The sequence below is a fragment of the Bifidobacterium sp. LH_230 genome, from assembly GCF_056357555.1.
The window spans coordinates 78,031-96,484 of record NZ_JBKEWJ010000008.1 but is presented as its reverse complement, the minus strand read 5'-3'; the positions used below and the strand labels follow the sequence as shown (position 1 = coordinate 96,484).

General features: G+C 62.2%; 13 protein-coding genes and 6 tRNA genes. 5 read left to right on the top strand and 14 right to left on the bottom strand.

Features of this window, described 5'->3' with window-relative positions; genetic code table 11:
• Window positions 1-118: 118 nt before the first annotated feature.
• The 7 genes from thrS to AC1A0G_RS05570 form a co-directional block, all read right to left on the bottom strand.
• On the bottom strand, window positions 119-2,164 hold the full coding sequence (gene thrS, locus AC1A0G_RS05600) for a threonine--tRNA ligase (protein WP_476528196.1): 2,046 nt from the start codon (window positions 2,162-2,164) through the stop codon (window positions 119-121).
• Window positions 2,165-2,333: 169 nt separating this feature from the next.
• A tRNA-Gly gene (locus tag AC1A0G_RS05595) sits at window positions 2,334-2,406 on the bottom strand.
• A 31-nt stretch (window positions 2,407-2,437) separates the two neighbouring features.
• Window positions 2,438-2,510, bottom strand: a tRNA-Ala gene (locus AC1A0G_RS05590).
• Window positions 2,511-2,530: 20 nt separating this feature from the next.
• Window positions 2,531-2,603: transfer RNA gene (locus tag AC1A0G_RS05585), tRNA-Val, on the bottom strand.
• A gap of 38 nt (window positions 2,604-2,641) precedes the next feature.
• Window positions 2,642-2,713: transfer RNA gene (locus AC1A0G_RS05580), tRNA-Val, on the bottom strand.
• A 41-nt stretch (window positions 2,714-2,754) separates the two neighbouring features.
• Window positions 2,755-2,825: transfer RNA gene (locus tag AC1A0G_RS05575), tRNA-Cys, on the bottom strand.
• Between the two features lie 29 nt (window positions 2,826-2,854).
• Window positions 2,855-2,927, bottom strand: a tRNA-Gly gene (locus AC1A0G_RS05570).
• Window positions 2,928-3,097: 170 nt separating this feature from the next.
• On the opposite strand from AC1A0G_RS05570, the gene AC1A0G_RS05565 reads away from it, so the two are divergent.
• Window positions 3,098-3,931, top strand: coding sequence for a PAC2 family protein (locus AC1A0G_RS05565; RefSeq protein WP_476528194.1), 834 nt, complete (start codon window positions 3,098-3,100; stop codon window positions 3,929-3,931).
• Between the two features lie 27 nt (window positions 3,932-3,958).
• Here AC1A0G_RS05565 and uppP read toward each other — a convergent pair whose 3' ends face one another.
• Window positions 3,959-4,840, bottom strand: a complete 882-nt coding sequence (gene uppP / locus AC1A0G_RS05560; RefSeq protein ID WP_476528192.1) for an undecaprenyl-diphosphatase UppP — start codon at window positions 4,838-4,840, stop codon at window positions 3,959-3,961.
• A gap of 140 nt (window positions 4,841-4,980) precedes the next feature.
• Here uppP and AC1A0G_RS05555 point away from each other — a divergent pair, with 140 nt between their 5' ends.
• Window positions 4,981-5,769: a fructosamine kinase family protein gene (locus tag AC1A0G_RS05555; protein ID WP_476528190.1), complete on the top strand. Its 789-nt coding sequence runs from the start codon at window positions 4,981-4,983 to the stop codon at window positions 5,767-5,769.
• Window positions 5,770-5,865: 96 nt separating this feature from the next.
• Here AC1A0G_RS05555 and AC1A0G_RS05550 read toward each other — a convergent pair whose 3' ends face one another.
• The 3 genes from AC1A0G_RS05550 to hrcA form a co-directional block, all read right to left on the bottom strand.
• On the bottom strand, window positions 5,866-6,537 hold the full coding sequence (locus AC1A0G_RS05550; RefSeq protein ID WP_476528189.1) for an SIMPL domain-containing protein: 672 nt from the start codon (window positions 6,535-6,537) through the stop codon (window positions 5,866-5,868).
• Between the two features lie 653 nt (window positions 6,538-7,190).
• A complete protein-coding gene (dnaJ, locus tag AC1A0G_RS05545; RefSeq protein ID WP_476528187.1) occupies window positions 7,191-8,348 on the bottom strand; it encodes a molecular chaperone DnaJ in 1,158 nt (385 codons plus the stop codon).
• A gap of 52 nt (window positions 8,349-8,400) precedes the next feature.
• On the bottom strand, window positions 8,401-9,588 hold the full coding sequence (hrcA, locus tag AC1A0G_RS05540) for a heat-inducible transcriptional repressor HrcA (RefSeq protein ID WP_476528185.1): 1,188 nt from the start codon (window positions 9,586-9,588) through the stop codon (window positions 8,401-8,403).
• Between the two features lie 306 nt (window positions 9,589-9,894).
• Here hrcA and tkt point away from each other — a divergent pair, with 306 nt between their 5' ends.
• The 3 genes from tkt (at window position 9,895) to brnQ (ending at window position 14,775) form a co-directional block, all read left to right on the top strand.
• Complete coding sequence (gene tkt / locus AC1A0G_RS05535; protein WP_476528183.1) at window positions 9,895-11,997, top strand: transketolase; 2,103 nt, start codon at window positions 9,895-9,897, stop codon at window positions 11,995-11,997.
• A gap of 101 nt (window positions 11,998-12,098) precedes the next feature.
• Complete coding sequence (gene tal / locus AC1A0G_RS05530; protein WP_094729408.1) at window positions 12,099-13,202, top strand: transaldolase; 1,104 nt, start codon at window positions 12,099-12,101, stop codon at window positions 13,200-13,202.
• 217 nt (window positions 13,203-13,419) lie between these two features.
• Window positions 13,420-14,775 (top strand): branched-chain amino acid transport system II carrier protein, encoded by a 1,356-nt coding sequence (gene brnQ, locus AC1A0G_RS05525; RefSeq protein ID WP_476528181.1) that lies wholly within the window; start codon window positions 13,420-13,422, stop codon window positions 14,773-14,775.
• On the opposite strand, the gene AC1A0G_RS05520 is transcribed toward brnQ, so the two are convergent.
• The 3 genes from AC1A0G_RS05520 to rlmN form a co-directional block, all read right to left on the bottom strand.
• Window positions 14,735-16,147 (bottom strand): MATE family efflux transporter, encoded by a 1,413-nt coding sequence (locus AC1A0G_RS05520; protein WP_476528179.1) that lies wholly within the window; start codon window positions 16,145-16,147, stop codon window positions 14,735-14,737. The two genes, brnQ and AC1A0G_RS05520, sit on opposite strands and share 41 nt — an antisense overlap.
• 98 nt (window positions 16,148-16,245) lie before the next feature.
• Complete coding sequence (locus AC1A0G_RS05515) at window positions 16,246-17,019, bottom strand: hypothetical protein (protein ID WP_476528177.1); 774 nt, start codon at window positions 17,017-17,019, stop codon at window positions 16,246-16,248.
• A 233-nt stretch (window positions 17,020-17,252) separates the two neighbouring features.
• Window positions 17,253-18,446 carry a dual-specificity RNA methyltransferase RlmN gene (rlmN, locus tag AC1A0G_RS05510; RefSeq protein ID WP_476528176.1) on the bottom strand — a complete coding sequence of 398 codons (1,194 nt, stop codon included), beginning with the start codon at window positions 18,444-18,446 and terminating at the stop codon, window positions 17,253-17,255.
• Between the last annotated feature and the right edge of the window lie 8 nt (window positions 18,447-18,454).

Sequence of the window (18,454 nt, the reverse complement as noted above, 5' to 3'; positions counted from 1 at the left end):
AGTTTAGAGCGCTTTGCAGACAACTGCCAGCGGCATCATCGCAAAGCACCGGACATGGGTGTCCCGTGGGACGGACACATGCACGTCCCACGGGACACCCATCGGCGACGGACCGGTATCAGTCCTCGGCCGGAGCCGCCACGGCGGCCTTGAAGTCGTCCACGGAGTTGACCTGGACGCGCTTCTTGATCACATCGAGGATCTGCTCGCGGGCCTGATCGACCGGCACGCCGTTGAGCTGGCTGCCATCGCGGAAGCGGAAGCTGACCGCGTTGTTCTTTGCGTCCTCCTCGCCGACGATGAGGATGAACGGCGTCTTGGACTTGGACGCGTTGCGGATCTTCTTGCCGAAGCGATCGTCGGAGTAGTCGATCTCGCAACGGACCATCTCGTCCTCGAGGGACTTGACGAAGCCGGCGAGGTGCGGCGCGAACTCGTCGGCGACCGGGATGCCGAGCACCTGCACCGGGGCGAGCCACACCGGGAACGCACCCGCGTAGTGTTCGAGCAGCACGGCGAAGAAGCGCTCGATGGAGCCGAACAGCGCACGGTGGATCATGACCGGACGCTGGTGCGTGCCGTCGGCCGCGATGTACTCGAGCTGGAAACGCTCGGGCAGGTTGAAGTCGAGCTGGATGGTCGACACCTGCCAGGTGCGGCCGATCGCGTCACGGGCCTGCACGGAGATCTTCGGGCCGTAGAACGCGGCGCCGCCCGGATCGGCGACGAGGTTGAGGCCGGAGTCCTTGGCGACCTCGGCGAGCGTGTTGGTCGCCTCCTCCCAGATCTCGTCGCTTCCGACGTACTTGTGCTCGTCCTTGGTGGACAGCTCGAGGTAGAAGTCGTCCAGACCGAAGTCGCGCAGCACCTTGAGCACGAAGGTGAGCAGGTTGGTCAGCTCGCCCTTCATCTGCTCGCGCGTGCAGTAGATGTGGGAATCGTCCTGAGTCAAGCCGCGCACGCGGGTCAGGCCGTGGACCTCACCGGACTTCTCGTAACGGTACACGGTGCCGAACTCGAACAGGCGCAGCGGCAGCTCCTTGTAGGAGCGCTGGCGGGACTTGAAGATGAGGTTGTGCATCGGGCAGTTCATCGGCTTGAGGTAGTAGTCGAAGCCCTGCTTGGTGATGTTGCCGTCCGCGTCGCGCTCCTCGTCCAGACGCATGGCCGGGTACATGGAGTCCTTGTACCAGTGCAGGTGGCCGGAGGTCTCGTACAGGCCGCCCTTGGTGATGTGCGGGGTCTGCACGAAGCTGTAGTGGTACTTGCGGTGCATTTCGCGCGAGTAGTCCTCCATCGCGTTGATGACCGCGGCGCCCTTCGGATGGAACACGGCAAGGCCCGGTCCGATCTCCTCCGGGAAGGAGAATAGATCCATTTCGGCGCCGAGTTTGCGGTGATCGCGCTTGGCGGCCTCCTCAAGACGGGTCTGGTAGGCTTTGAGATCCTCCTTGGTGGCCCATGCGGTGCCGTAGATGCGCTGCATGGTCGGGTTCTTCTCGTTGCCGCGCCAGTAGGCGGCGGCGGAACGTTCGATCTTGAACGCCTTGATGAAGTGCGTGTTCGGCAGGTGCGGCCCGCGGCACAGATCCTTCCACACGACGTTGCCGTCACGGTCGACGTTGTCGTAGAAGCTCAGCTCCTTGCCGGAGATCTCGGTGGCGGTGGACGGGTCGAGATGCGCTTCCTTGTCTTCGATCAGTTCGATCTTGAACGGCTGGTCGGCTTCCTCCTTGAGCGCCTCCTCCTCGGTGACGACGCGGCGGCGGAAGGACTGGGCGGACTTGATGATCCGCTGCATGTGCTTTTCGATATTCTTGAGATCGTCCGGCGTGAACGGCTGGTCGACCTGGAAGTCATAGTAGAAGCCGTCCTTGATGATCGGGCCGACGCCGAGCTTGGCGTTCGGGAACAGTTCCTGCACGGCCTGCGCCATGACGTGGGTGGCGGAGTGACGCATGATGCCGAGGCCGTCCTCGCTGTCGAGCGCGACGGATTCGACCGTGTCGCCGTCGGCAAGCGGCGTGTACAGGTCGCGCAGTTCGCCGTTGAGGCGCACGGCGATGATGTTCTTGTCGTCCGCGAACAGTTCGGTGCCGGTGGTGGTAGCTTCCACCTCCTTCGCTTCGCCGTTGACCGTAATGGAGATGGAGCTTTGCGCCATGATGTGTCCTTTGCTATCGGGGCCCGCGTTACCAATGGGCAGGCCTGGACCGGTAATCAACATGGGACACGATAGGATCGAGTGCCGACATTGGCTGTGAACGTTCTCAGGACATGGATGTGGACGGCGTAAAACAGAAAAGCTCCCGAAAGGGAGCTTGTGAAACCGGAGCGGACAACGGGACTCGAACCCGCGGTCTCAACCTTGGCAAGGTTGCGCTTTACCAACTAAGCTATGTCCGCAGAGGATTCCGCCGTGAGAAGCGGATTCCAGTGGAGCTAAGGGGATTCGAACCCCTGACCCTCTCCATGCCATGGAGATGCGCTACCAGCTGCGCCATAGCCCCGAAACGTGTTGCCACGCTCGTGGGTGATGTAGGAATCGAACCTACGACCCCTTCCGTGTGAAGGAAGTGCGCTAGCCGCTGCGCCAATCACCCATATCCAATTATGAATGCCGAACCGTCGCCGACGTTCGTGGGCGATACAAGATTCGAACTTGTGACCCCTTCCGTGTCAGGGAAGTGCGCTACCTCTGCGCCAACCGCCCGGGCCTGCATGTCATCAGCCGAATCGCTTCGGCCGATCGAGAGGTGGGTACGAGAGTCGAACTCGTCTATACGGCTTTGCAGGCCGCTGCCTAACCGCTTGGCTAACCCACCGTAAAGGTCGTCAACTCATCGGACCTTAGAGCGGACAACGGGACTCGGACCCGCGGTCTCAACCTTGGCAAGGTTGCGCTTTACCAACTAAGCTATGTCCGCGATGCTTGACAACTTGTCGCTGCCTGAGCACGAGTGATTACTATACTGACACTCGTGTGGTTTGCCAAATCCGGCGTGTCGCACCGTCGCCCAAGATGCCGAAAACCCTTGCGGTACGCCGCTGGCATAAGGATTCCCAAGGCTTTCGGGCAGAGGTTACATTAGGAAGCATGAAGAGACAAGCGATGGGAAACGGATCGGTGATGATCAGCGCATTCGAGGGCTGGAACGATGCCTGCCAGGCGTCCACCGACGCGGTGCGCTATCTGGTCAACCGGTACGACGGCCGCGAGATCCGCCATATTCGATGCGACGGATATTACGACTACCAGTCCACCCGTCCCATCGTCTGCCACGCGACCGGCAGACGACGCATCATCTGGCCGCAGACCACGTTCTATGACATTGCGCTCTCCCCCGGTCATCATGTGTTCGCGCAGATCGCGCCCGAACCCAATTATCGTTGGCAGGAATACTGTCAGGAAACGCTGCGCATCGCCGACGAACTGGACGTCACGCATGTGGTGACGCTCGGCTCGATGTTCGCGGATTGCCCCCATACCCGCAAGCTGCCGCTGGACATCGAACACGGAGACCAAGCGATATCGGACCCGGGGCAACGCTACAGCGGTCCCGTGGGCATTCCCACGATCCTCGACGACATGGCCGGCTCGCAAGGTTTCGACACGACGTCCATGTGGGTGTCGATCCCCCAGTACCTCGGCAGCGACGGATGCGCCCAGGCGACGCTGCAACTGCTGCAGCAGCTTGCGCAAATGATGGACATGCCGATCGACATGGGCGATCTGCCGGCCAAGGCCGCCGAGTGGAAGGACCAGGCGACGGCACTGGTCGAACGCAACGATGATCTGGCGGACTATGTCCAGCGTCTCGAATGCCAGTACGACAGGGACGAAAAAGCCCGCCAAGAGGCGTCTCTCGGCGGGCCGGCATGCGAACGGCTTATTCGTGAGGCCGAGGCGTTCCTGAAAGACCTCGACTGAAGAACCGTCGTCGCAAAGTTGCGCTCACTACGCGGCGGCGGAGATGGCCTCCAGCGGCACCAGCGCACCGGTGAGCAGCAGGATCGCCACGACGACGGCGAGGATGATGCGGTAGATCGCGAACGCCTTGTACGAGAAGGTCGACACGAACTTCAGGAAGCCGATGATCACGATGTAGCCGACGAAGAAGCTGATGATCGTCGCGACGATCGTCGGCCCCCAGCCCGGGAACATGGCGTCGGTCTTATAGTCCTTGACGGCCTTGACGGCTTCCAGCAGACCGGAGCCGACCACGGCCGGGATCGCCATGAGGAAGCTCAGCCGGACCGCGGCTTCACGGGTGTAGCCGAGCGCACGGCCCACGGTGATGGTGCCGCCGGAGCGGGACACGCCCGGGATGAGGGCCATCGACTGGCCGAGACCGAACAGGAAGGCGTCGCGGTTGGTCATGTCGTCCATCGTCTTGACCTGACGTGCCCTGGCGTCGACGACCCACAGCAGCACGCCGAAGACGAACAGCACGGTCACGGTGATCCACAGGTTGCGCAGCGTCGTCTCGATGACGTTCTGCAGCGTGAAGCCGAGGATCACGATCGGAATGGAGCCGACGATGACGTTCCAGCCGAGCGTGGCCCACTTGTCGCCGCGGCCCATGCGCGACTTCCAGTCCTTGCCGTTCTTGCCAAACAGGCAGGCGAACCAGTGCGACAGGATGTTGATGATGTCGCGACGGAAGTACAGGATGACCGCCAGTTCGGTGCCGATCTGGATGATGGCGGTGAATGCGGCGCCCGGGTCCGCGCCGAGCATCAGATCGCCGATGATGCGGATATGCGCGCTCGACGAGACCGGCAGGTATTCGGTCAGCGCCTGCACCAATCCCAGGATGATTGCCTGAAAGAAATTCATGATCCCTCTTAGTTCATGTCTTTGGTTTCATTTGCCTCGCCCTAGGTTACTCACAGCCCCCTAAGAATGCGCCAAGGCCGGCATTGTCTCGCCAAATACCCACAATCGTTGGTGAACAGCAAGGCCGATGGGAGGATGCAATGGGCAAGTATCGCAAATCGCGCATGTGGGCGCCGGAGGGGTTCTTCGAGTGCGAGGGACGCGGCCTGCAATGGCTCGGCGAGGCGCACGCGGCGGGTGGCCCCCGCGTGGTGGACGTGTACGACTGGGGCAAGGACTATCTCGACATCGAGCGCGTGAACGCCTGTTCCCCCACCGCGAAGGCCGCCTATGATTTCGGCGCGACGTTGGCGCGCATGCACGATTTCGGAGCCGACCATTTCGGTTCGGCACCCGCCGGATACGACGGAACCTGCTATTTCGGCCCGCTGCAGGACCCGGTGCCGATGGCGACCGGCACGTGGGACGATCCGGCGACCTACTATGCCGAGGGTCGACTGCTGCCGATGGTCGAACTGGGCATCGCGCGCGGCGAGCTGACGAAGGACGACCTTGACCTGACGCAGCACGTGATCGACGCGCTTCCTGATCTGCTGGGCCGTGCGGCCGCGGACAAGCCGGCGCGCGTGCATGGCGATCTGTGGAGCGGCAACGTGATGTGGACCGCGGATTCGGGTTCGTGCGAGGCGGTGCTGATCGATCCGGCGGCTCACGGCGGTCATCGCGAGGAGGATCTGGCGATGCTGCACCTGTTCGGCATGAGCTATCTGAGCGAGATCATGGACGGCTATCAGTCGGTACACCCGCTCAAGGCCGGTTGGCAGGAGCGCACGACGCTGTGGCAACTGTATCCGATCGCCGGCCACTGCGTGTTCTTCGGCGGCGGCTACGTCAGCGAATACCGCTCGATGTGCCGCTCGCTGCTGTGATTTTGTTACCATGACGATCTAAGGAATGCCGTGGTGCCCGTTCACTTTTTTGCCAAGGAACGGACACCACTTTTTTGTGCGTTCGCGACCCTGTGCTTATTGCAGACTCCACACACAGTCCACATGGCATGAGATACGGGCCGGCTCGGGGACGAACTCCGGTGCTTGCGGTGTAGTGGGCGCTGCCCCATAAGCCATTGGCGCGTATGCACGACCGTCCTCATATGCGAGTCCACCCGCACGAAAATCGTATTGAATCGAAACGACCGGGCCAAGTTCGGCGCCTGATGCCTTCGCCAACGTCCGAGCGTTCTTCTCCCCCTCCTGTACGGCGTATTGCAGCAGAGAGTCACGTGACGGCGTCTCATCAGCCAGACCGAAATTCATATCGAAGGTGATGTCTGAACCGCATTCCGATAGTGCAAGCCATATCGGTGCCGCCAATTCCAGATTCGATGTAGTCACGACAACTTCGCCGGAATATTCGTATCCTTCCACGATGGTTTTGGCATAATAATAATCGTTGCGCGCCTTCTTGTAATACAGACGTTCGGTGTGCGGCCTGAGCACAAACCGTTTTGTGGAGATGGCCGCCTCCGGAACGCCGGATCGAGAGAGCATGCTCCGGACCAGAGCAAGGTTGTCATTGTATGCCTTGGCGCATTCCTCCTTGGTGTCATGATTGCCCTCGATGCTGACCGTTACGGTAAGCTGATCAGCCTCAAAGGATCCTTCAACGCTCGATCCGATTTTTACTGTCCTCTCCATATCGACTCCTTTGTTGCGCGAAGAGACTTACAAGCACATCCCCTAATCAATTGTACCGGGTCACTTTTGCGCAGTAAAAGCCGCCCTAATCATCGGAAATACCGTAAGGATACGGTTCATGCCTCTCATACCTTGGCATGAACCGCGTTCCTGCCTGACCGAAAGCAGACCGCGAGCAACAGGTCATTTACGGCTGTCTGTCACACTTTGGTGAAACGGCCTGAAACCGGCGAAACATGGCATGTCACAGCGTCACACCTAGAGGTTTTCCCGGGATTACGTTCAAGTGTGACAAGGTGCCGTGTCAGACGTTTTCCGACCGAAGAACCACTTTGCCTGTAATTCCAAGGTTCCGTGGATTGTCGGGTTTGTCAGGACACGCTCTTATGAGGCATTTCCGGCAGTGTGTGACAGATCGGCTGTCACACACTGCCAACAACATCCGATTCTTCCAATGTATGACAAAGCCGGACCATAAACGACAGCAACCCGCATGAAATCATCGTCGCAATGACGTCTGCGATCCCCGGACATGAGAAACCGCACCTCCGATCATCGAATCCGAACTACTTCAGTCCAACAATCGGGGTGCGGTTCAAAACAGCTGTCCTGCCTCACCTTCATAAAGCAAAACGGCCGTTTTCGACTTGTGCTCAGCTCAGCGCGTCCTTCAGTTTGCTGAAGAAGCCCTTGCGGGCGCCGGAGGTTGCAGGCTTGGAGCTTTGCGCGACGTGCGAGGCGTCGCCGTCGTGCAGGTCGGCGAATTCCTCGATCAGCTTGCGTTCGCGCTCGCTGAGTTTGGTGGGAACGCGCACCGCGATATGCGCGATCAGATCGCCGCGCTCCCCTTGCTGGCGCATGCGCGCGACGCCCAGCCCCTTGAGCGTGACCGTATCCTCCTGCTGGCATCCCTCGGGCACGCTGATGGTCTTCGGGCCGTCGAACGTCTCGATCTCGAGATCATGGCCCAGAATCGCCCAGCTCATCGGCACCTGAATCCAGCAGTGCAGATCGTCGCCTTCGCGGGTGAACTGCTTGTCGGTACGGATGCGCACGTCGATGTACAGGTCGCCGGCCACGCCGCCGCCTTCGCCCACCTCGCCCTGGCTGGCGAGGCGAAGACGCGCATTGTCGTTGATGCCCGCGGGAATCGTCACGCCGACGTCGCGCGTGGTGCGCACACGGCCGTGTCCGAGGCACGACGGGCATGGATTCTCGATGATCGTGCCGTGGCCCTCGCATCGCTCGCACGGCGACGAGGTCATCATCTGGCCGAGCATCGTGCGCACGACCTTCTGCACGGACCCCTGACCGTGGCATTGCGGACAGGTGACCGGCTGGGAGCCGTTCTGCGCACCGGAGCCGCCGCACTGCTGGCACAGTCCGAACGTGTTGATCTTCACGTGCGCGACACCGCCGAACACTGCTGTCTTCAGGTCGATGGTGGCGGAGGCCAGCGCGTCGCGGCCGGGTTGGGTGCGCGGGGTCGGCCCCTGCGCGCCGCCGAACGCGCCGCCGAAGAACTGTCCGAAGATGTCGCCGACGTCGCCCATGCCGGAGAAGCCGCCTGGGAATCCCCCCGCGCCGGCGCCGGAAGTCGGATCGTTCGGATCGACGCCGGCATCGTACATGCGGCGCTTGTCCGGGTCGCTCAGCACCTCGTAGGCGCTGTTGACTTCCTTGAACTTGTCCTCGAATTCGGGACCGGCGATATCGGGATGGTATTTGCGGCTCATCTTGCGATACGCCTTCTTGATCTCGTCTTCGCTGGCCGTGTGCTCGATGCCGAGCACCTCGTAGTAGTCTGCCAATGTCCGTCCTTTATTCGTGTTTTATCGCGAGTTATTGTGCCATAAGGCGGGGTCAGGAAATCTCCTGGCTGCCGTGCGCCAATGAATCGGTCAGGTATTTCGCCACGGCCCGCACGGCGGCGATGGTCGTGGCGTAGTCCATATGCGTGGGTCCGATCGATCCGACGAATGCGACCGGGGCGACCTTGCTTCCGTCTGCGGCATCAGGTTCGGCATCCGACGATTGTCCTGCAGACGTTCCGCCGTCGGCTCCCATGTCATCGCTCTCCATGCCATCGGCCGAACTACCGGCATCGCCAGCCTTGACGCTCTCGTCCACGGCGTTCGCCGCCGATCTGCCGTATCCGCTGGTCACCACCGACACGTGCATCAGTCCCGGCGTATGCGTTTCGGAACCAATGGCGACACCGACGCCGTCACGGTTGGTTTCCTCGCTCAGCGTGCTCATCAGTCGCATGAGCACCACCTGTTCCTCCAGCGCGTCGAACAGGGGCGCCAGGTCCGCGGTCGACGTCTGATTGGCCAGATGGGAGGTACCCGCCATGTACAGTTCGTTCGCGCGCTCGTCGTCCGCCATCGTCGCGAAGGCGTTCGCCAGGGATTCCGCAAGCGACGACGCACCGGGGCCGATCCCGGAACGTCCCAGCGCACGCACCTGATCGGCCGCCTTCGCGAACGACAGGGAGGCGCACTGGCCGTTCACCTTTTCGCAAAAGGCCGACAGTTCGTCCGACTGCGGCATCTGCCCCACCGGCAGCGTATGCTGCGCCACGCGGCCGGTGTCGGTGATCACGACGGCCAATAGCACGTTGACTGCGACCGGAACGATCTCGACGTGACGCAGCGTGGCCTTGGACAGGGCCGGCGACGCGACCACCGCGACCTGGCCGGTGATCTGCGACAGCAGACGGGCCGCACGCTGCAGGGTGTCCTGCAGGCTGACCGAACCGGACAGGAACGTGGTGATGCCGTTGCGCTGCGCTTTCGACAGCGGCATTACCGTGGCCAGACGATCCACGAAGTATCGGTACCCCTTTTCGGTCGGGATGCGGCCGGCGGACGTATGCGGCTGGATCAGGTATCCCTCGTCCTCCAAAGCAGCCATGTCGTTGCGAATGGTCGCCGAACTGACTCCGAGGTCATGCGATTTCGTCAGCGCCGATGAGCCGATCGGCTCCTGCGAACGGATGTAGTCCTCCACGACGGCGCGCAGCACCAACATACGACGAGATTGCGTCATACGCGCCTCCTTGTTATATGGTGTTCGTTTTCAATCGTTCCTATTGTATTAGCACTCGCGCGTGTCGAGTGCTAACGCGTTCGTCCAGAGAGTATTTCCAGTGCCTGTCGCGTCACACCAAGTTCACGAAATATATCTTTTCTGATAACTGTGAACGCTAACAGCACACAAAGTCACAAAAACACGCCAAAATCGCACCGTGAAGTCTGTTCACGCGGTTACTATGTAAGAGCAATGTGAGGGTATGCATGACCCGGCATAAGCCGAGCGCGTGGTGCCCGAAGTATTGGAAGGAAAATTACAGACATGACCGAATTCAAGGAAACCGAACTGGACGAGCGCGCCATCAAGCTGGCCAAGGTCCTTTCGGCTGATGCGGTCGAGAAGGCGGGAAGCGGCCACCCCGGTTCCCCCGTCTCGCTGGCGCCGATCGCCTACACTCTCTACCAGCACTTCATCAAGCATGATCCGAACGACCCCAAGTGGGAAGGCCGCGATCGCTTCATCCTTTCCGGTGGCCACGCCTCCCTCACCCAGTACGTCCAGCTGTACTTCTCCGGCTACGGTCTGACCCTGGACGACCTCAAGCACTTCCGCGGCGGCGCGGACACCCACACCCCGGGCCACCCGGAATACGGCCTGACCCCGGGCATCGAAATGACCACCGGCCCGCTGGGCCAGGGCTTCGCCTCGGCCATCGGCTTCGCCTACGGCGAGCGTTTCCAGCGCGGTCTGCTCGACCCGCAGACCCCGAAGGAAGACTCCCCGTTCTACCACAAGATCTGGGTCATCTGCGGTGAAGGCGACATCGAAGAGGGCATCTCTGGCGAGGCCGCTTCCCTGGCTGCCAACCAGAAGCTCGGCAACATCACCGTGATCTTCGACGCCAACCACATCCAGATCGAAGGCGACACCAACCTGGTGCTGGCCGAGGACGTGCTCAAGCGCTTCCAGGCCTACGGCTGGTACACCGACGAGTTCAGCTTCATCCAGCCCGACGGCTCCTACAAGGAGGACGTCGAGGGCCTGGCCGACGTGATCGCCAAGGCCGAGGCCGCCGCCCCGGACCAGCCGAAGCTCATCAAGGTCGACACCCTCATCGCGTGGCCGACCCCGGGCAAGACCAACGATCCGTCCTCCCACGGCTCCAAGCTGGGCGCCGAGGCCGTCGCCGGCCTCAAGAAGGTCCTCGGCTACGATCCGGAGCAGTCCTTCCAGATCGACGAGGAGGCCCTCGCCCACGCCCGCAAGGTCGCCGACCGCGGCCTCGAGGCCCACAAGGCCTGGGACGAGAAGTTCGAGGCCTGGCGCAAGGCCAACCCGGACAAGGCCGCCCTGTACGACCGCCTGAAGGAAGGCAAGCTGCCGGAAGGCTTCGACAAGGCCCTCGATGATCTCGAGGCCACCTTCGAGGTCGGCAAGGGCGTCGCCACCCGTGGCGCCTCCGGCTCCGTCCTCAACGCCATCGCCGCCGTCATGCCGGAACTGTGGGGCGGCTCCGCCGACCTCGGCGGCTCCAACAAGACCGACCTCAAGGGTGCCGCAACCTTCGCCCCGGCGGAGTGCGCCACCAAGCAGTGGCCGGTGTGCAACGAGTTCGGCCGTCAGCTGCACTTCGGCGTGCGCGAGTTCACCATGGGCTGCATCACCAACGGCATCCTGCTGGGCTCCTACACCCGTCCGTTCGGCGGCACCTTCTTCATGTTCTCCGACTACGAGCGCGCCGCCGTCCGTCTGGCCGCCCTCATGGAGATCCCGAACCTGTACATCTGGTCCCACGACTCCGTCGCCGTCGGCGAGGATGGCCCGACCCACCAGCCGATCGAGCACCTGGCCTCCTTCCGCGCGATCCCGCAGCTCGAGGTCGTCCGCCCGGCCGACGCCTTCGAGACCGCCGAGGCCTACCGCTACTTCTTCGAGAAGAAGAACACGCTGCCGACCGCGATGGTCCTGACCCGTCAGGGCGTGCCGACCCTCGCCGAGACCGCCGCCAAGGCCAAGGACGGCGTCAAGAAGGGCGCCTACGTCCTGGTTGACACCGAGGGCACCCCGGACGTCATCATCATGGCCTCCGGCTCCGAGGTCCAGTGGGCCGTGGCCGCCGCCAAGACCCTGGCCGAGAAGGGCGTCAAGGCCCGCGTGGTCTCCTTCCCGTCCATGGAATGGTTCGAGGAGCAGGACGCCGAGTACAAGGAGGCCGTGCTTCCGGCTTCCGTCAAGGCCCGTGTCTCCGTCGAGGCCGGCGTGGCCATGCCGTGGTACAAGTACCTCGGCTCCTACGGCAAGCCGGTTTCCATCGAGCAGTTCGGCCTGCAGGGCAACGGCGCGCAGAACATGATCGACCTCGGCATCACCGCCGAGCACGTGGTCGAGGCCGCCGAGGCGTCCATCGCCGAAGCCAACGCCTGATTCCCGTCAGACGGTCCGGGAGGGAACCTCGCAACAACACGAAGGTTCCCTCCCCACAACCAAAAGATTTGATCCAATAAGGTATCAAGGAGAAAAACAATATGACTGAAGCAACTCAGCGTACGTCCGACAACGGCGTGTCCATCTGGCTGGACGATCTGTCCCGCTCCCGCATCGAGTCCGGCTCCCTGCAGGACCTCATCGCCAACAAGAACGTCGTCGGCGTCACCACCAACCCGTCCATCTTCCAGAAGGCCCTGAGCCAGGTCGGTCCGTACGACGCGCAGCTCAAGGAACTCGGCAAGGTCGACGTCGAGACCGCCGTGCGCGAGCTGACCACCACCGATGTGCGCAACGCCACCGACATCTTCCGTGAGATCGCCGAGAAGACCGACTTCGTCGACGGCCGCGTCTCCATCGAGGTGGACCCGCGCCTCGCCCACGAGACCGAGGCCACCGAGAAGCAGGCCGTTGAGCTGTGGGAGAAGGTCAACCGTCCGAACGCGATGATCAAGATCCCGGCGACCCTCGAGGGCCTGCCGGCCATCACCGCCACCCTGGCCAAGGGCATCTCCGTCAACGTCACTCTGATCTTCTCGCTCGAGCGCTACGAGCAGGTCATCGACGCCTACATCGAGGGTATCGCCCAGGCTGCCGCCAACGGCCACGACCTCAAGCACATCGGCTCCGTCGCCTCCTTCTTCGTCTCCCGCGTGGACACCGCGGTCGACAAGCTGCTGGAAGCCAACGGCTCCGACGAGGCCAAGGCCCTCGAGGGCAAGGCCGCCGTCGCCAACGCTCGCCTCGCCTACGAGCTGTTCGAGAAGAAGTTCGCCGAGGACCCGCGCTGGGCCGAGCTGGCCGCCAAGGGTGCCAAGGTCCAGCGTCCGCTGTGGGCCTCCACCGGCACCAAGAACCCGGCCTACTCCGACTGCAAGTACGTTGACGAGCTCGTCGCTCCGCACATCGTCAACACCATGCCGGAGAAGACCCTGAACGCTCTGGCCGATCACGGCAACGGCGCTCCGTCCATCGAGGGCACCTACGAGGAGTCCCACGCCATCATCAACAAGCTGGCCGAGCTGGGCATCAACCTCAAGGATGTCACCGACAAGCTGGAGGCCGACGGTGTCGCCGCCTTCATCAAGTCCTGGGATTCCGTCCTCGCCGACGTGCAGTCCGGCATCGACCGCGTCAACGCCTGATTGCAGCGTCTTCATCGCTGACTAGTCAGGGATAGCAAAGCTCCCGATCCGCGTCCATCTCGCGGGTCGGGAGCTTTTCGTTTACGGTCACGAGCAGGAGCCGGCATCCGACACCGTTCTTCTCGTGCGTCCGGTAAGGTGGAGACCCGCCATCATATCGGCACTCGTGCCGCCCCATCCCATCCGGACCGTAGTCAAGAATCCGAAGGAGACATCCATGCAACTGACCGCACGTCAACGACTGGTGATGACGTTCACCTTCTTCTCGATGTTCTTCGGTGCCGGCAACCTGATCTTCCCGCCGTTCGTCGGCGCACAGGCAGGGACGGCCGCACTCCCCGCCTCGGCCGGATTCATCGTCTCGGCGGTCGGCCTGCCGATCCTCGGCGTCCTGGCCGTGACGTTCGCAGGAGGATTCGATGCCCTCGCCGGCCGCGTCTCCCCCAAGTTCGCGCTCTTCCTCGGCTTGGCGATCATCCTGACGATAGGCCCCTGCTTCGCGATCCCCCGCACCGCCACCACATCGTTCGAAATGATGGTGACGCCGTTTCTGCCGCAGGATTCCGTCCGAAGCGTGGTGCAATTGGCGTATTCCCTGATGTTCTTCACCCTGTCCTTCCTGTTCGCCCAGCATCCCGATAAACTCTCGAACGTGCTCGGCCGGTTCATGGGACCACTGCTGTTGGCCCTGATCGTAACGCTGTTCGTGACCTGTCTCATTCATGGCACCGGCATGCTGCCCGCACCGTCCGGCGATTACACGACGAACCAACTGACGCGGGGATTCCTGGACGGCTATCAGACGATGGATCTGCTCGCCGCACTGTATTTCGGCATCGTGATTTCGGTCAATATCCGCGCACAGCACATCACCGACGAGCTGCAAGTCCGTCGCGAAACCGCCATCGCAGGTCTGGGCACCGGCGTGCTGCTCATCGTGATCTACGGCGTGCTGAGCTATGTCGGCGTGGTGTCCGGAGCGATCACCGCCATCGATCCGTCCCGTGATACGGGCGCGACCGTGCTCACCAATCTCACCTCGTCGATGTTCGGCACTGTCGGCGTCGTGTTTCTGGGACTCGTGTTCGTCATCGCCTGTCTGAACGTCTGCACCGGTCTGATCTGCACCTGCGCGACGTATTTCCACGAACGCTTCGGCACCGTCGCCGGCCGGCCGGTCAGCTACCGCATGTGGCAGATGCTGTTCACCGTCTTCAGCCTTGTCGTGTCGAACGCCGGTCTGAGCGCCATCATCAAGGTGTCGGTACCGGTGCTGGCCGCCTTGTATCCGATCTCGATCGTACTGGTGCTGCTGGCGCTCACCCACCGCGTGCTCGCCGGACGATTCGAGCGCGTATACATCTGGACCGTGGCATTGGTCGCGTTGACCTCGTTCGCCACCTGCGTTGCGAGTCTGGCCGTCGTATTCGGTGGATCGCTGCCGTGGCTGGATGCGATGCTCTCCATGCTGCCGCTGCAGCGGTACCAGCTCGGCTGGTTGGTTCCGGCGATGGTCGGCGTCGCCATCGGCGTCATCGATTCGCTGATGCGAGGTCGTCGGTCTGCCGACTGACGCCGGTCTCAGAGCCGATGGATGCGCGTATACGGCGGTAGGCGAAGAAGAACAGGATGCCGGCGACGATGCCGGACGTCGCATCGGAGATCGGCTCGGCGATGAAAATGCCGTTGACGCCAAGCCAGTGCGGCAATGCCAGCGCGAGCGGCACCAGGAGGATGATCTTGCGCAGGATGGCAAGGAAGATCGACAGTTTTGCCTGTCCCATGCCGACCAGCGCGCACTGCACGCCCATCTGGATGCCGAACACTCCCCATCCGCAGACGAATATCGGCATCATCCGCGTCACGATGCCGATGACGTCCTCGCTGCCCGTGAACCATCCGGCGAAGAAGGCCGGGAACGCGGCGAGCACCGAGACGAGCACCGTCGCCGATGTGATCTGCGTGATGAACGCCATGCGGATCGCCTGCCGCACACGGTCCATGTCACGTGCGCCGAAATTGTATCCGATGATCGGTTGGATGCCTTGCTGGAATCCGGCGGTGAGTACGCTGACGATCTGCATGAGCGACGTGATGATGGTGATCGACGTGACATAATCGTCGCCGCCGTAACGTTGCAGTCCAACATTGAACACCACGTTGATCAGACATTCGGTGATCTGCATGATGAACGGTGCCAGGCCAAGCGACAGGACCGGCAGGATCAGCCGTTCGAAACGGATGTTGCGCGGTCGCAGTCGAATCGCGCTGCGTCCGGAGGACAGGAACCATACGATCCAGATCGTGGAGATCATCTGCGCGATCACATTGGCGGCCGCAGCACCGCGAACGCCCCAGCCGAAGACGAAGATGAAGATCGGGTCGAGCGCGAGGCTGATGCCGGTGCCGATCAGCACGGAGATCATGGCGATCATCGTACGGCCTTGCGCCGAGATGAAATTGTTGAGTCCCAGCGTCAATTGCACGAAGATCGTGCCGCACAGGTAGATCGAAATGAAGTCGACGGCGTATTCGATGGTCGCGTCGCTTGCGCCGAACGCAATGAGGATTGGGCGTTTCGTCAGTTGCAGAAGCACGGTCAGCGTCACGGCTATGGCGATCAGGAACGCGGCGCTGGTGCCGAGAATGCGCTCGGCCTTGCGGAAGTTGCCGCGGCCGAGTTCGATGGATGCCCGCGGCGCGCCTCCCGCACCGATCAGCGACGCGAACGCGGTGACGGCCAGCAGGATCGGGAAGCAGATACCGACTCCGGTCATGGCCTCGTTGCCGACATCGGGAATATGCCCGATGAACAGTCGGTCGATGATCGTATACGATGCATTCGCCCCTTGCGCGACGATCGTCGGGATCGACATCGTCAGGGCAAGACGCGGCACCGGTCTGGTGCCGAGACCCGAATCCTTCGTGTTCGTTCTTGTCGTCATGGGTTCCTTATCCGGGTTCCTGGGCTGGCTTCGACGTGTTGTTCCCGAGACCGGCCTAATCGTTGCGACGGTGATGCGTGTTCAGGCCTCGGTCAGCGTCAGCGTTCCAGTGTCACCGATTCGGGGACGGATACGCCGTGGTCGCGGAAGATCTGCACCGCGGCCATATAGTCGTCGGTTGCGGTCTGGGGGTTGGACAGCGCGCGATAGGCAGCATCGCCGGATGCGGACGGAACGTCGGGGAACAGCAGCGTGATGATTTGCGCCCGCACCAACGACTTGGCATCGCCCGCTTCATCCGCGGTCTTGTCCGATGCCCCGGCATTCGCCAAAACAACCCGTAGCGGCTCCAATCCGCCTTTGGTCGCCTCGTCGATGTCGTCGAGCTGGTCGTACAAGGCGAACAGCCACGCACGACGCGCGGCGTCGTCCTGACCGGTGAGATGGTCACCGGTACGTTTCGCCAGTTCGTCGATCGGGATCGCCGGCGTCGTGGACGGATCGCGATGCTCGCGGTTGTCGGCAATATCACCGATGAGATGCTGGATCGTGATCTCGTCCTGCAGAATCGCGGATTGAGCGAACGCCGTGGCGATCGCGTCCGCGTCGATGAACTTGCCTCCCTCCGATTGGAAACGTACGCGCTTCGGCTCGTTGTAATAGTGAGTCATGCCATATGTGACGAATTGCGGAAACTCGTCCTGCAGCTGTTTGACCGCATCCGCGACCTTGCGCATATCGGCCAGTGGCTGATGCACGGCGATCATCGCCAGCGCGGTTTTCGCATCACGCAACGTCAACGGCTTGCCGATGGTCACCGTATTCGGCGCGTCGTGCGTAAATAAATGCTCCACGAAATCGATGAACCCCATTGTCGTTCCTTTCCGAGCCTACAAAACTGCCGCATGACAGCATAATCGCCTTGTTGCGAAATATGCAGCGGATGTTCGAAAAACCGGTCCAAAGACATTCCCTGCACGTCGCCCGTTGACTTGCCGCCCCGACAATCATCGTCTGCCATGAGCGACAAGCGCAGTCCTTCCCCAAGCCGCATGCGAACGGTCGGAGGAATGGGACCTTTCCCCCGACCGCGGTGTGACGAGCATTATGCCGCCTGTTGGCCGAACGCTTCCCTGGTCTTCGCGGCGAGCTGGCCGCAGGCGCCGTCGATGTCCTGGCCGCGCGTGTCGCGCAGGGTCGCCGTGATGCCTGCGGCATGGAGGATGTCGAGGAAGCGCTGTTCGTCCTCCGGCTTGGATGCGGTCCAGCGGGAGCCTTCGATCGGGTTGAGCGGAATGGGGTTGACATGCACCCAGTCGTCACCGTAATGGTTGAGCCGCTTGGCCAGCAGCTTCGCGTGTTCCGCCTGGTCGTTGATGCCGCGCATGAGCGCGTATTCGATGCTCACCCGGCGTTTGGTGGCCAGATAGTAGTCATGCGCGGCGTCCAGCACCTGCGTGGTGTTGAATCGTCTGTTCATCGGCACGAGTTCGTCGCGCAGTTCGTCGCTGGGCGCGTGCAGGGAGACGGCCAGACGGACCGGGATGCCTTCGGCGGTGAGTTTCTTGATGCCGGGGACGACGCCCACGGTGGACACGGTGATGTTGCGTGCGGAGATGCCGAATCCTTCCGGCGGCATGGCGCTGATCTGGCGTACGGCGGACAGTACCGAGTTATAGTTGCCCATCGGCTCGCCCATACCCATGAACACGATGTTGCTCAGGCGTCCCGGACCGCCGGCGACTTCGCCGTCGCGCATCATACGGGCGGCGACGCGCACCTGTTCGAGGATCTCGCCGGCCGACATGTTGCGGGTGAGACCAAGTTTGCCGGTGGCGCAGAACGGGCATCCCATGCCGCAGCCGACCTGGCTGGAGATGCACAGGGTGGTGCGGGTCGGGTATCGCATGAGCACCGATTCGATGTGTGATCCGTCGAACAGGCGCCACAGGGTTTTGATGGTGGTGCCGTTGTCGGCCACCTGACGGGTGACCTCGTGGATCAGTTCCGGAAAGAACGCTTCGGCGGCGTCGGCGCGGCGCGCTGCGGGGAAATCGGTGAATTCCTCGGCGTTCACGTCGAAATGGCCGTAATAGTGGTTGGCCAGCTGCTTGACCCGGAATTTCGGCAGACCGAGTTCCTTGGCCTTGTCGACGCGCTGGTCCGGCGTCATGTCCGCGAAATGCAGCGGCGGCTTGCCGCGACGCGCATGGTCCTTGGACAACACGTCGCGGAACGCCCCGGAAGTGCCTCCCGGAGTGATGCCGGTTTCCGGCGATTCGTCATGTTCGTTGGTCATTGCAATCC

Excerpts from the sequence above, each read along its gene's own strand:
- thrS (WP_476528196.1), bottom strand. The coding sequence starts at position 2,164 with ATGGCGCAAAGCTCCATCTCCATTACGGTCAACGGCGAAGCGAAGGAG.
- AC1A0G_RS05565 (WP_476528194.1), top strand. The coding sequence starts at position 3,098 with ATGAAGAGACAAGCGATGGGAAACGGATCGGTGATGATCAGCGCATTC.
- uppP (WP_476528192.1), bottom strand. The coding sequence starts at position 4,840 with ATGAATTTCTTTCAGGCAATCATCCTGGGATTGGTGCAGGCGCTGACC.
- AC1A0G_RS05555 (WP_476528190.1), top strand. The coding sequence starts at position 4,981 with ATGGGCAAGTATCGCAAATCGCGCATGTGGGCGCCGGAGGGGTTCTTC.
- AC1A0G_RS05550 (WP_476528189.1), bottom strand. The coding sequence starts at position 6,537 with ATGGAGAGGACAGTAAAAATCGGATCGAGCGTTGAAGGATCCTTTGAG.
- hrcA (WP_476528185.1), bottom strand. The coding sequence starts at position 9,588 with ATGACGCAATCTCGTCGTATGTTGGTGCTGCGCGCCGTCGTGGAGGAC.
- tkt (WP_476528183.1), top strand. The coding sequence starts at position 9,895 with ATGACCGAATTCAAGGAAACCGAACTGGACGAGCGCGCCATCAAGCTG.
- tal (WP_094729408.1), top strand. The coding sequence starts at position 12,099 with ATGACTGAAGCAACTCAGCGTACGTCCGACAACGGCGTGTCCATCTGG.
- brnQ (WP_476528181.1), top strand. The coding sequence starts at position 13,420 with ATGCAACTGACCGCACGTCAACGACTGGTGATGACGTTCACCTTCTTC.
- AC1A0G_RS05520 (WP_476528179.1), bottom strand. The coding sequence starts at position 16,147 with ATGACGACAAGAACGAACACGAAGGATTCGGGTCTCGGCACCAGACCG.
- AC1A0G_RS05515 (WP_476528177.1), bottom strand. The coding sequence starts at position 17,019 with ATGGGGTTCATCGATTTCGTGGAGCATTTATTTACGCACGACGCGCCG.
- rlmN (WP_476528176.1), bottom strand. The coding sequence starts at position 18,446 with ATGACCAACGAACATGACGAATCGCCGGAAACCGGCATCACTCCGGGA.